Source organism: Acinetobacter sp. 251-1 (genome assembly GCF_030329305.1).
GTDB classification, from domain to species: Bacteria; Pseudomonadota; Gammaproteobacteria; order Pseudomonadales; family Moraxellaceae; genus Acinetobacter; species Acinetobacter piscicola_A.
Genome location: NZ_JACANS010000005.1, coordinates 193,185 through 206,358, shown reverse-complemented (window position 1 = coordinate 206,358; position 13,174 = coordinate 193,185). Strand labels below are relative to the sequence as shown.

Below are 13,174 nucleotides of genomic sequence, written 5' to 3'. Positions count from 1 at the left end.
TAAGTCCTCTTGCCAAGTTGTTAAAAATTGTGCATTTTGTACGTTTTTAAAATTTATTGCGAAATTCATTACTCGCTTTTTTGTTAGGATCACCCTCTAATAGGGCATGATCAAATTAGATTGATATGGGAATAAAGCTTTGAGCGATCTCTTCAAAAACGCCGTTTTGTGGCTTGTGATACTCGGTGTACTGATTTTAATTTTCAGTAACATCAGCGACCGCAATAAGCCTGCTGCGATGAACTATTCTGAGTTTGTTGCTGCGGTAAATGCTGGTCAGATTAAACAAGTCACTATTGATGGTGAAAGAATAAGTGGCGAAAAAACGAATGGTTCAGATTTTGAAAGTATCCGTCCTGCGGTTCAAGATCCTGACCTTATGCCTACTCTAATCAAAAATAACGTTGTTGTTGAAGGTACTGCACCTCAACGCCAAGGTTTGTTGATGCAACTTCTTATCGCAAGCTTCCCTGTACTTTTAATCATTTTGTTATTCATGTTCTTTATGCGCAACATGGGTGGTGGTGCAGGCGGTAAAAATGGTCCAATGAGTTTTGGTAAGTCTAAAGCAAAAATGCTGTCTGAAGACCAAATCAAAGTGACCTTTACCGATGTTGCAGGCTGTGATGAAGCTAAACAAGAAGTTGTTGAAATTGTTGATTTCTTAAAAGATCCTGCGAAATTCAAACGTCTCGGTGCAACCATTCCGAAAGGTGTGTTGATGGTTGGTCCTCCGGGTACAGGTAAAACTTTACTTGCAAAAGCAATTGCGGGTGAAGCGAAAGTACCATTCTTTAGTATTTCAGGTTCTGACTTCGTTGAAATGTTTGTGGGTGTTGGTGCTTCACGTGTACGTGATATGTTCGAACAAGCAAAACGCCATGCGCCATGTATCATCTTTATTGACGAGATTGATGCGGTTGGTCGTCATCGTGGTTCGGGCACAGGTGGTGGTCACGATGAACGTGAACAAACACTGAACCAAATGCTTGTGGAAATGGATGGTTTTGAAGGTAATGAAGGGATTATCGTCATTGCTGCAACCAACCGTGCGGATGTACTGGATAAAGCTTTACTTCGTCCGGGTCGTTTTGACCGTCAAGTGATGGTGGGTCTTCCTGACATTAAAGGTCGTGAACAAATCTTGAATGTTCACTTGAAGAAATTGCCTTCTGTAACTGGTGTAGACGTAAAAGTACTTGCACGTGGTACACCGGGCTTCTCAGGTGCACAATTGGCAAATCTTGTGAACGAAGCTGCATTATTCGCTGCGCGTCGTAACAAGAACACTGTCGATATGCACGACTTTGAAGACGCTAAAGATAAAATCTACATGGGTCCTGAACGTAAGTCGATGGTGATTCGTGAAGAAGAACGTCGTGCAACTGCTTACCATGAAGCAGGTCATGCGATTGTTGCTGAAATTCTTCCAGGTACAGACCCTGTGCATAAAGTAACGATTATGCCACGTGGTTGGGCTTTGGGAGTAACTTGGCAATTACCTGAACATGATCAAACTAGCCATTATAAAGATAAGATGTTGAATGAACTTTCGATTCTTTTTGGTGGTCGTATTGCTGAAGAAGTATTCATTAACCAAATGTCGACAGGTGCTTCAAACGACTTTGAACGTGCAACGAAAATGGCGCGTGCGATGGTGACCAAGTATGGTATGTCTGACAAAATGGGTGTGATGGTTTACGAAGACGAAAACCAAAATGGCTTCTTTGGTAATGTGGGTAGCCGCACAATTTCTGAAGCAACACAACAAATGGTTGACCAAGAAGTTCGCCGTATTTTGGATGAGCAGTATAAAGTTGCACGTGAGATTCTTGAAAATAACAAAGATATCGCACATGCAATGGTGAAAGCATTACTTGAGTGGGAAACCATTGATCGTGATCAAATCCGTGACATCATGGAAGGTCGTGAGCCACAACCACCAAAAGTATATGTTGCAGAAAATCCTGTGATTGATGTAACACCGACAGATGGTGCTGAAACACCACCGCCATTACCGTCATTGCCAAAAGTTTAAAATGATTTAAATCAAACCACCTTCGGGTGGTTTTTTTATATATGGGGAATTTTCAAGTTGAAAGCTCACCACAGATCGGCATTAAAAAGTTAAAATAACATTGGTTATGATGAGGACATGTGGTGATATGAAATTAGTCGCTTTACCGAAACGGATTTTACAATGTGGTGATCAACAACTTGATTTGTCACAACCACATGTGATGGGAATTTTGAATGTAACACCCGACTCATTTAGTGATGGTGGAAAGCATAATGAAGTTGAGCAGGCAATTGCATTTGCTCAGCAGATGATTGTGGATGGCGCAACTGTAATTGATGTGGGGGGAGAGTCAACAAGGCCTGGTGCTTCTCCTGTTTCTATTCAAGAAGAGCTACAGCGAGTGATTCCTGTCGTACAAGCATTGGCAAAATTAGATGTTGTGATTTCAATTGATACTTCTGAGCCTGAAGTGATTCAAGCAGCCGTGCGAGCAGGTGCGCATATTTGGAATGATGTGCGTGCATTGACACGACCTCATGCTTTACAAGTTGCAGCTGATTTGAATATTCCTGTGATTATTATGCATATGCGTGGTGAGCCAACGACAATGAATCATTTAGATCAATATCAAGATGTCACAACTGATGTCATTGATGAGCTAAAGCAACGTGTCGCTGCTGCTTTAGATGCAGGGGTCAAGCCTGAAAATATTATGATTGATCCTGGTTTTGGTTTTGCAAAGAATGCTCAGCAAAATTTAAAACTATTGAATGAGTTATATAAGCTGAATGAAATGGGGTATCCCATACTGTCTGCGCTTTCACGTAAGCGCTTTATTGGTGAGGCATTGGGTGGGGCGGATGCACAAAATCGTGCAGTGGGTAGTGTGACAGCACATCTCATGAGTATTCAGCAAGGTGCATGTATGGTGCGTGCGCATGATGTTAAAGCGATGCATGACGCTATTTTAGTGTGGCAAGCAACTTTAGCAACAGTGTCTTAACTTTTTGAATCTTGTTTAAAAAGCACGATAAAATTTCACACAATGAGAACATTGTTCTTGTTGTGTTTTTTATTTTGAAGTGAATTTATTAGATTTAGATGTATTTATTTTATTAAATATTTGAAAAATATTAATTTTAATAATATTACAAAAACACTATAAAATCGTGTCAACCTAAATGACATCGCATATTGCGAAAAAAATGTATTGTTATAATATAACAATTGAAATGTATCGATATAAATCAAAACAAATATGAAGAATGATGAATTGAGGGTTGAGTGATGAAAATGAAATATACAATTTTAGTGGCATCAATGCTGACGATATTACTTTCAGGTTGTTCTAAAAAAACCGAAGAAGCCGCAAGTGATCTAGCAGCTACAGAAGCGGTTGCGGCAGATACAAGTGTAGAAGCAGAAGCCTATGGTTCTGAGGGTAATACTGAAAACTATCAGAAAAATGAACAAAATACAGTGAAAAGTGTTGCAAAAGAGCCTGTGTCAACATTTAGTGCTGATGTGGATACAGGAAGTTATGCCAATGTACGACGCTTCCTGACACAAGACAAAACCTTGCCACCTGTAGATGCAGTGCGTGTAGAGGAGATGATCAACTATTTTAACTATCATTATCCGCAGCCTATAGGTCAACATCCATTTTCGGTCAATACTGAAACTGTAGATTCACCTTGGCAAGCCAATGCAAAAGTGATTCGTATCGGGATTCAGGCTAAAAATATTGATCAAAAACAACTTCCCCCTGCAAATTTGGTATTTTTAGTGGATGTTTCAGGCAGTATGGATGAGGAGAAAAAGTTACCTTTAGTGAAAAAAACCTTAACAATTTTAACTGAGCAGCTTCGTCCTCAGGATAAAGTGACTTTAATTACGTATTCTGGGCATGAGGAGATTGTGCTTGAGCCAACTTCGGGCAATGAAAAAAGCAAAATTTTAAATGCCATTAATGAACTTTCAGCAAGTGGTTCGACTTCAGGTGAAAGTGCGATTCAAATGGCATATCAAGAAGCACAAAAAACTTTTATCAAAAATGGAATTAACCGTATTTTAATTGCCACAGATGGGGATTTTAATGTCGGTATTACAGATTTTGATACCTTAAAAAATATGATTGCTGAGAAGCGTAAAACAGGTATTTCATTTACCACTTTAGGGTTTGGTCGTGGTAATTATGATGAGCAGCTTATGGAGCAATTGGCGGATGCGGGTGATGGGAACTATAGCTATATTGATAATGAAAATGAAGCGAAGAAAGTCTTAAAGCAACAGCTGAGTTCAACACTCGCAACAGTAGCGCAAGATGTAAAAATTCAAGTGGAATTTAATCCTGCTACAGTCAAAGAATATCGCTTGATTGGTTATGAAAATCGGATGTTGCAGCAAGAAGATTTTAATAATGATCAGGTTGATGCGGGTGATATCGGGGCTGGGCATACAGTGACTGCTTTATATGAAATTATTCCAACAGGTCAAAAAGGTTGGTTGGCTGATTCTCGTTATCAGAATGAGGCGAAAGCACAAGCGAGTAAGGCAGAGTATGCTCATTTAAATTTACGTTATAAATTGCCAAATACAGCAAAAAGTATTTTGTTAACTCAGCCTATTGCTGCTTCATCTATGCCATTAACACAAGCCAGTGCGGATACACGTTTTGCACTTGCTGTTGCAAGTTATGGGCAGCGATTAAAAGGTGGTAAATATAATGGTGCGATGGGGTGGGATGATATTGTGCAATTGGCGCAATCTGCGAAACAACCTGATGAATTTGGTTTAAAAGATGAATTTATTGGTTTGTTGAAAAAGGCAAAAAGCTTAAGTTCTGATAAACCTACAGTGCAACAGGTGAATAGAGCCTCTTAATTTATGAGGGAGAAGTTTGTTGTTTTGTATGCATTATGTTATATAGATGCGCTTATCGAATGCTAAATATTAGGTTCATATGTTTAACGATTTACTTCTCCCAATGTTTGACGATGACTACTACCCAGATATTTTGGTTGCCGAAGTCAAACAAATGATTGAAAAATTTGCAAAAAATATTGCAAAATCAAGTTTAAGTGATGATGAGCTTTATCATGTAGCACACAGTACTGTGGTGGAAATTAATAAAATGAAGCCACAGTTTGAAGATCTTGATTCATCTTTGGATGATACGGCGGCGGACTATATTGCGGAAGCGATGATGATGGTGGCGCAAGATCAGGGTTATATGGATGTTGAAATGGAAGAATTGATTTCAAATAGAGAGTGGTAATCCGCTCTTTATTTTTGCTTAATTAAATTTATTTAATGTTAAACATAAATTTTAGATATAAAAAAACCTGCATATTGCAGGATTCTTTATTGCACCATTTTAAGAAGTATTAAAATGGTGCCCGAGGCCAGACTCGAACTGGCACGCTTTGTGGGCGGGGGATTTTAAATCCCCTGTGTCTACCGATTTCACCACTCGGGCATGAGCGCAATAATAAAGAACAAAATAAATCTTGGCAACCGCATTTGCGATTATTTGCTTTCTTTTCAATCAATTCGATCATGCTTGCTATAAAAAGCAGCATTTTGTTCTAAAAAATGCAAAATATCGTGGAAAATTGAGTTGTATACCTTTGGTTTGAATGGAGTGATTTATCGAATTGCTTGGATGGTTAGTAGATTGCGTGAAGGTGTAAGACTTGTTTGGGTTACATTAAACTATCCATATATTCATCTAAGTCGATAAATTTATAGCTTTTACACAATTCATTTTCATATTTTAATAGCTTGATGTGTAATTCAAGGTATTCGGTCAGTTGGGCTTGTGATTTTTGTGCTTCAGGTGAGTCTTTTTTAGCAAGCTTTAATTTTGATTTCGCTTTTAAGACTTGTTTATATGACCAAAAACAGGCACGGCGCATTTGTTGTAATTGGTAATAATCAATATCACAGGTATTTTCCCTAAACATATTTTCCTTATAAAACTTTACAAAGCCAAAACTTAGAGCGAAAAAGAACAGTACACCTTGTAAAAACATACTTTGCATAAAGGCGATATTGAGCGTTTGTAAAATAATAATAGCAGCAAGTTTTAGGGGGATATTTTTAAATTGCAGATATAAATGTGTGGAGCTGTGTTTAATTTGTTTGATAATGATCGGCACAATCAGCATGAAAAATAACATGATGATTAATATGGCAATACCTTTGGCTTGTGTGGCATCAAATTGTTGAAAATGAGTCTCTATGTAATGTCCAAGTACAAAATCAATGCTCACAAAAATCATTGCCGCAAGCACCCAAGGGATGAATTCCCGTAATTCATCCAAAATTCCTTTGGTTTTAATTTGACTATAAAATAAATAGTTGCGTTTAAACGCTTGCGGGTATTTTTTTTCTAATTGCTGTAAATAGAGAGTGGTTTGCTGGGTTTTGCTCATATTGCTCATGAGAAGTTAAATCGGGTAGAAATAGCTTCTTATCAAATTAGAAAGTTTAGTCGGTGAATATTGTACGTGTTGAATAGAAAAGAGGGCAAGAGATTATCAAGCATTACTGATTTTAAAAAATTGATGATGCGGAAAATTTAAATCATGATTTGCATAGATGGATCTGCTGATTTGGTTTTAATCGCTTAAGAGATGTTTTATTGTGATTGGGTTGAGAATGATGGCTGTTGATAAATTTTAGGCATAAAAAAACCTGCATATTGCAGGATTCTTTATTACACCATTTTAAGAAGTATTAAAATGGTGCCCGAGGCCAGACTCGAACTGGCACGCTTTGTGGGCGGGGGATTTTAAATCCCCTGTGTCTACCGATTTCACCACTCGGGCTTAACAAGATGTGGAGGTAGGAGCCGGAATCGAACCGGCATTTACGGAGTTGCAGTCCGCTGCATCGCCATTCTGCCATCCCACCATCTCTTGGTGATGCACATATTAGCAATGTTTTAAAAAAAAACAATACTTATGTGAATGTGGATGCACATAATTTCGGCATATAGAATAAAATAGTCAAAATAATCATGTATTATGTGCGAAATTGATTCAGATCAACATTGGAGATGTGCCGTGGCATTAGTTTTAGATGGTCGTGCATTGGCAAAAAAAATTGAAGCTGACTTGTTAACACGTGTAGAAGCGTTAAAAGCAAAAACAGGTCGTACCCCAATTCTAGCAACAATTTTAGTTGGGGATGATGGCGCATCTGCAACGTATGTGCGTATGAAAGGAAATGCATGTCGTCGTGTCGGTATGGATTCTTTAAAAGTTGAATTGCCGAGTGAAACGACAACTGAGCAATTATTGGCTGAAATTGAAAAATTAAATGCCAATCCAGATGTACACGGTATTCTTTTACAACATCCTGTGCCTGCACAAATTGATGAGCGTGCATGTTTTGATGCAATTTCATTGGCAAAAGACGTAGACGGTGTAACTTGTCTTGGTTTCGGTCGTATGGCAATGGGTGAGGCTGCTTATGGTTCAGCAACGCCTGCCGGTATCATGACGATTTTAAAAGAAAACAACATTGAAATCGCAGGTAAGCATGCGGTGGTTGTAGGTCGTTCTGCGATTTTGGGTAAACCGATGGCAGCGATGTTGCTTGAAGCAAATGCAACAGTCACTATTTGTCATTCACGTACTCAAAACCTTGCTGAGTTTGTGAAGCAAGCTGACATTATTGTGGGTGCTGTAGGTAAAGCTGAACTTATTCAAAAAGATTGGATCAAACAAGGTGCTGTTGTGGTTGATGCGGGCTTTCATCCACGTGATGGTGGTGGTGTTGGTGATATCCAACTTGTTGGGATTGAGGAAATTGCATCGGCTTATACGCCTGTTCCAGGTGGTGTAGGTCCAATGACCATTACGACTTTAATTCGTCAAACTGTAGAAGCTGCTGAGAAAGCATTAGGTTAATAAAATACCTTACCCTAACCCTCTCCTAGTAGGAGGGGGACTTTCAAGATTAAAATGAATTAAAAGAAATCTCATGAGCTGTACTTTCCAATTGCCAAAAGCCCCGCAACATTTACTTGATGCTTTGCATGAAGTGATTCCACACTGTGAATTACTTGCACAGCAGTTGCCTGAAACACCGATTTCTTTATGGTTGATTCCGCCTGTATTTCCAACCGATCGTTTAGATGATGAAGTAATTCGTCGTATTTGGAATGATACGCCGTATTGGATCTTCTGTTGGGCTTCAGGTTTGGCAATGGCGCAATGGTTACTTGCAGAGCCCCATCATGTCAAAGATAAAGTCGTGTTGGATTTTGGTGCTGGTTCAGGCGTCGTTGCGATTGCTGCGAAAATGGCAGGTGCAAAGCGTGTGATCTGTTGTGATATTGACCAAGTTAGTCTAGATGCATGTCGTGAAAATGCCTTGCTGAATGATGTAGAACTGGAATATTTAGATGATTTATATCGAGCAGAGCAGGTTGATGTATTGCTTGCAGCGGATGTTTTATACGATCAATGTAATCGTTTTTTCTTGGATGAATTTTTAAAATTTGCCCCAGAAGTCTGGGTGGCGGACAGTCGCGTGAAAAATTTTAGTCATCCTCATTATCAAAAGTTGGATGAACGTAGTGCCACGACTTGGCCAGATCTAGATGAAGCCAAAGAGTTTCGCAATGTAAGTTTTTACAAGACGCTATAAAAAGCGTCTTTTTTATGACAAGAATTCTTGTTAGATTGCTCAAGCTCACCGTATTGTGATGCAGTTATACCTTTTAAACGATCAATAATTTTAAGCTTACATACGAAGAATTTGAAAATGCTCGAACAAAGAAAATTAGAATTGCGTGAATATCGAGAGATTTTACAGCACATGTTGAATCTATTTCAAAATGCACAATTTACTCAATTAAATCATTTTTATGATGCGATTTATCCCATCAGTTTACAGGCTAAAGTAAAGTCTAATTTACCCATTCAACAGCAGTTTTTTGAATGGTGTGAGGTGGAAAAGTTTCAAAATATAGCCCATTGGGATCAGCAGCAGCTTGCTGCGCAGTTCAATCTATGGCATCAGCAAGCACCCAGTTTATATAGTGCTTATTTGTTAGGGCAGCTTTGGAGCAATATTGCTTCAGCAGAACGTGGCTCAGACTATGCGCATACTGTTAGCCAAGCAGCATGGGATCGGGCAGAAATTGCCAAAGATATGTCTTTTTATTGGTGCATGCAAGCGATTGAAATTGATGATAAATGTCCTTGGGTGTATTTAAGCTTATTACAATTAACCGGTTTTTTGCGTTTGCCGTATTGGTTTTGGAATAGCACTCATGTTGTTTCTGCACAAGAGCATTACAGTGCTGAAAGTTTGGCATTTTTACACAGTTTAGGGCAGGCTATTCCACAAAATCTGCGTGTGCCGAGTCAACTGCCTGCACCTAGTGATGAAGAAAAAGAATATCCTGTGTTGTATTGGTTAAATCGAGCTTTGGCATGCGATGCAGCGTTTAGTCCAATCTTGAGAAATTATGTTTATTATTTATACCCACGTTGGTATGGTCATGAACATGACAGCATAGATGCATTTTTACAAAGTCCAATTTGTCAAAATTTGCCACAAGAAAAATTTAATGAGTTATTAATTACCAAATATTATGATTGGTTGGAATGTGAATATCCTAATATTTCAGATCAAGCACGTGTGTTGCAATATGAAAAATTATTTGAAGACATTATTCAGTTTGACTTAAATAATTTTCGCCATACAGAGGTGCTACTGCAATATACACGCTTTTTAGAGTGGAATATAACCAATGATGAGCAGCAACTTTATGGGCGAAGTTCGCATTTTGCGCAACGTTTGGTTGAAGTGGTCGATTTTTTACTGAAAGAGCATGAGTATGATTTATTTTGGGCAGTAGATGCACATGAACGTTTGGTGAGCAATCTGTGTTGGTTATTTGTCAAATTTCCTGAAATTATTCAAGATCATCTGCATTTACGTTATCGTCTATTGAGTTTGGTGCAGCCTTTTGAAGATAGTGCATTTATCATGACGATTGTCGCAGCAGCTTCTGAGGCAGGTATTTGGGGATTCCGTAAAGGCGAATACGTTTTAGACCCTGAAAAAGTCATTGCACATGATGATGCAAACAGTACCTATACGGCTGAATATGCTTTGCGACTGTTTTATGTTGATCGTCAATATGTGACGGTACATAAAATTTTGTGTGCATTGGCCGTGCAGGGACATGCACATAGTGCCTATGAGCTCAGTCTATTGTTAAAAGGTCAAGGTTTTGGTGAACATAGTGAAATGGCACACTACCGTGATGAGGACTTGTCTCGACAATGGTTAGAACAAGCAGTTGCTTTGGGGCATCCAGAAGCAATTGCTGAGCAGGCTTTACAGCAATATAACACGTTGATGGCGCAAGACAGCAAGCCGCAAACACAAGTACAAGCTATTTTGCAGCAATTAGAGCAGGCAGCACAATTAAAACAAAGTCAGGTATTTAGTTCTTATATTCACCTCATGAATAATGAAGGTACATTCGAACAGCAACAGCGCCTTTTACAAGAGATTATTCCTGAGATCATGTTGCATCAAGATTATGAGCAACATGCATGGTTGGCATATTTATATGCTTTTAGTTGTGAAGATGGTATGGGAATTGAAAAAAATCGCTATTTGGCATTGTTTTGGATCGATCAAGCTTTGCAACTTGCACCAGATGAAGAGGAATATCGGGAATTATTTGAAAAATGGCATAAGCCATCGGGGATATTTTTTGCCAAATCTCGCTTTGAAGAAAAATTAAAGCAGGGCAAAGAACATATTCCTGACTGGATGCTGCATATTGCTGCGCAATTTATGCAATTAAAAGATACAGAAACGGTATATTTTGAATAATGAGAAGATGTGGTGAGTGTTTGTAAAAATAAAAGCGCAAATCAGTTTGCGCTTTTATGTCTAGCAGCAAGAAATTTATGAACAGGTATAGCGCACGACATGTAAGGTACTTGGGCGTGTTTCAAGTGCCTGACGTGTGGCATAATTTTCACTGCTATTCATGCTTTGGGTGTTGGATAAGCCAACAGATGTACGTGAATGCCCCAATTGTACGCCGTACTGTTCTTCTGGAATTGCAGCAGGATTTGCGATTTCATTGGCACTGAGTACTGAAATTTTATAGGTTTTATGCATTCCCAAAACTTTTTGGCAAGCACGTTGTAATTTATTGGCATCAAGTTGTTGGTTTGCTCGACCTGCTAATGTATAGGCAATTGTTGCTGAAGTTGTGGTTTGATTTTCAATTTGATAACCCGTGACACCGTTATATTGGCGTGGGGTAGTTTGACAAGCGCTTAACCCTAAAATAACGAATCCTAAACCTAATAATCCAATTTTTTTCATCTTTAGTCAGTTCCACACTATTATTGTTTTAAGTATGCCATAGCTCTACAGATTTAACGATGACTGATTTGCTTATTCAAAGCATATGACTTTTTAGCAATACGCTTTAAAAAGTCATATGTTTGATTTTAAATTAATCGATATCTATGTGAATATTCAATTAATTATCAGTGATTAAACTGTGTTTCTTGGTGTCACGCATAAAGATATATGTGATGAGAGATAAGCCAATCATAAATGTAATGTAATAAAAGAAATAATTTTCATGTCCTGCATTTTTGAAACTTAAGGCCACAAGTTCGGCTGTTCCCCCAAATAAAGTATTGGCAATTGCATAAGGCAATGCGACACCTAAAGCACGAATATGGGGTGGAAATAATTCAGCTTTTACAACGGCATTGATTGCGGTATAACCTGTCACAATGATCATGCCGCTCATACATAACAAGAACGCAGTGGTTGCATCTGTTGTTGAACCTAAGTGGTTGAAAATCGGTACAGTAAATATTACACCGAGTACCCCAAAGGCGATCATAATTGGTTTACGGCCGATTTTATCTGACAATGCACCAACAGCAGGTTGAATAAGCATAAAAATAAAAATAGCGGCAGTGGTGATTTCAGTGGCTGTGGTTTTTTCAAAACCTGATGTATTGACTAAATATTTTTGTAAATAGGTGGTAAAGGTATTAAATGCTAAAGTTCCCCCAGCGGTGAGCATAATCACAGTGAAAGCTTGTTTAGGATATTTGGTAAATAAAGCCAAAGCACCTGATTTTTCACCACCATTTTTAGCTTGTTCTTGGGCTTTTTTTGAAGACTCGGTTTCAACTAAACCACGACGAATCCAGAATACGACAATGGCAAGTAATGCACCGATAAGGAACGGAATACGCCAGCCCCAAGCATACAATGCTTCTTCACTTAAAGTACGTTGTAATAAGATCAGCACACATAATGCTAAAAGTTGACCTGAAATTAAGGTGACATATTGGAAACTTGAGAAGAAACCACGATGATTTTTTCCTGCCATTTCGGTCAAATATGTTGCACTTGAGCCATATTCACCACCTACACTTAAGCCTTGAATAAGACGTGCAAACAATAAAATGGCAGGTGCTAGCATCCCAACAGAATCATAGGTTGGAGCACAGGCAATCAGAAGGGAGCCGACACACATGAGCGAAACAGAGAGAGTTAAACCTGCTTTACGGCCCTTGCGATCTGCATAAATTCCCATAATCCATGCGCCAATAGGACGCATTAAAAAACCTAAAGCAAAAACAGCCGCTGCCTGTAAGAGCTTGACTGTATTATTACCGTCTGGAAAAAATTGTGATGCAAAATAAAGGGTAAACGCAGCATATACGTACCAATCATACCATTCAACAAGGTTACCTGCTGAACCACCAAGGATTGATTTAAAACGTGTTTTATTATCAAGTGGCGCAGTTGCAACTTGAGTGGAAGATTCTGACACAACAATTCTCCAAGAAATGTTGGCAAAATACATCCTTTTAAATTCTCTAAAGGAAAACTCAAAAAAATATATTTTGTGGGAAAGGGAGATTTACAAAGATCGTTATACGCCGATGTTTTTGAGAAGTCATTCGACTTTAGTTGTAAATTTGCTTTGTAATTGAGCATGTGTATTGATCTAAAATAAATATCAATCAGAGAATAAAAACGGAGGATGCTGATGGAAAATCAGGTATTAAAAAATTGCATGCTATAACAGAAAAATGTTGAAACTGTGTTAGATTGAATCAGATATTAAAA

The 13,174-nt window shown here is 38.4% G+C and carries 10 protein-coding genes and 3 tRNA genes; 7 read left to right on the top strand and 6 right to left on the bottom strand.

Features of this window, described 5'->3' with window-relative positions:
- Positions 1–139 precede the first annotated feature (139 nt).
- The 4 genes from ftsH (at position 140) to HX129_RS05700 (ending at position 5,297) form a co-directional block, all read left to right on the top strand.
- A complete protein-coding gene (gene ftsH / locus HX129_RS05715; RefSeq protein ID WP_130074922.1) occupies positions 140–2,038 on the top strand; it encodes an ATP-dependent zinc metalloprotease FtsH in 1,899 nt (632 codons plus the stop codon).
- 127 nt (positions 2,039–2,165) lie between these two features.
- A complete protein-coding gene (gene folP, locus HX129_RS05710) occupies positions 2,166–3,023 on the top strand; it encodes a dihydropteroate synthase (RefSeq protein ID WP_286434035.1) in 858 nt (285 codons plus the stop codon).
- Between the two features lie 284 nt (positions 3,024–3,307).
- Positions 3,308–4,903 carry a vWA domain-containing protein gene (locus tag HX129_RS05705; protein WP_286434033.1) on the top strand — a complete coding sequence of 532 codons (1,596 nt, stop codon included), beginning with the start codon at positions 3,308–3,310 and terminating at the stop codon, positions 4,901–4,903.
- 79 nt (positions 4,904–4,982) lie between these two features.
- On the top strand, positions 4,983–5,297 hold the full coding sequence (locus HX129_RS05700) for a DUF5713 family protein (protein WP_130074919.1): 315 nt from the start codon (positions 4,983–4,985) through the stop codon (positions 5,295–5,297).
- Positions 5,298–5,412: 115 nt separating this feature from the next.
- Here HX129_RS05700 and HX129_RS05695 read toward each other — a convergent pair.
- The 4 genes from HX129_RS05695 to HX129_RS05680 form a co-directional block, all read right to left on the bottom strand.
- Positions 5,413–5,498: transfer RNA gene (locus HX129_RS05695), tRNA-Leu, on the bottom strand.
- Positions 5,499–5,724: 226 nt separating this feature from the next.
- Positions 5,725–6,456: a hypothetical protein gene (locus tag HX129_RS05690; protein WP_286434032.1), complete on the bottom strand. Its 732-nt coding sequence runs from the start codon at positions 6,454–6,456 to the stop codon at positions 5,725–5,727.
- Positions 6,457–6,766: 310 nt separating this feature from the next.
- Positions 6,767–6,852 (bottom strand) — tRNA-Leu (locus HX129_RS05685).
- Between the two features lie 11 nt (positions 6,853–6,863).
- Positions 6,864–6,937: transfer RNA gene (locus HX129_RS05680), tRNA-Cys, on the bottom strand.
- Positions 6,938–7,089: 152 nt separating this feature from the next.
- On the opposite strand from HX129_RS05680, the gene folD reads away from it, so the two are divergent.
- From folD to HX129_RS05665, 3 genes are all read left to right on the top strand, one after another.
- Positions 7,090–7,938 (top strand): bifunctional methylenetetrahydrofolate dehydrogenase/methenyltetrahydrofolate cyclohydrolase FolD, encoded by an 849-nt coding sequence (gene folD, locus HX129_RS05675; RefSeq protein WP_180045307.1) that lies wholly within the window; start codon positions 7,090–7,092, stop codon positions 7,936–7,938.
- Positions 7,939–8,011: 73 nt separating this feature from the next.
- Entirely contained in the window at positions 8,012–8,680 is a 669-nt protein-coding gene (locus HX129_RS05670) for a class I SAM-dependent methyltransferase (protein WP_130074916.1), read from the top strand.
- Positions 8,681–8,797: 117 nt separating this feature from the next.
- Positions 8,798–10,891, top strand: a complete 2,094-nt coding sequence (locus HX129_RS05665) for a DUF4034 domain-containing protein (RefSeq protein WP_286434030.1) — start codon at positions 8,798–8,800, stop codon at positions 10,889–10,891.
- Positions 10,892–10,966: 75 nt separating this feature from the next.
- Here HX129_RS05665 and HX129_RS05660 read toward each other — a convergent pair whose 3' ends face one another.
- Entirely contained in the window at positions 10,967–11,395 is a 429-nt protein-coding gene (locus HX129_RS05660) for a hypothetical protein (protein WP_286434029.1), read from the bottom strand.
- 160 nt (positions 11,396–11,555) lie between these two features.
- A complete protein-coding gene (locus HX129_RS05655) occupies positions 11,556–12,875 on the bottom strand; it encodes an MFS transporter (RefSeq protein ID WP_286434027.1) in 1,320 nt (439 codons plus the stop codon).
- Positions 12,876–13,174: the final 299 nt, after the last annotated feature.

What these genes read in the sequence shown, in the direction of transcription:
- folP (WP_286434035.1), top strand. Translation starts at nt 2,166, where the DNA reads ATGAAATTAGTCGCTTTACCGAAACGGATTTTACAATGTGGTGATCAA.
- HX129_RS05705 (WP_286434033.1), top strand. Translation starts at nt 3,308, where the DNA reads ATGAAAATGAAATATACAATTTTAGTGGCATCAATGCTGACGATATTA.
- HX129_RS05700 (WP_130074919.1), top strand. Translation starts at nt 4,983, where the DNA reads ATGTTTAACGATTTACTTCTCCCAATGTTTGACGATGACTACTACCCA.
- HX129_RS05690 (WP_286434032.1), bottom strand. Translation starts at nt 6,456, where the DNA reads ATGAGCAAAACCCAGCAAACCACTCTCTATTTACAGCAATTAGAAAAA.
- HX129_RS05670 (WP_130074916.1), top strand. Translation starts at nt 8,012, where the DNA reads ATGAGCTGTACTTTCCAATTGCCAAAAGCCCCGCAACATTTACTTGAT.
- HX129_RS05665 (WP_286434030.1), top strand. Translation starts at nt 8,798, where the DNA reads ATGCTCGAACAAAGAAAATTAGAATTGCGTGAATATCGAGAGATTTTA.
- HX129_RS05660 (WP_286434029.1), bottom strand. Translation starts at nt 11,395, where the DNA reads ATGAAAAAAATTGGATTATTAGGTTTAGGATTCGTTATTTTAGGGTTA.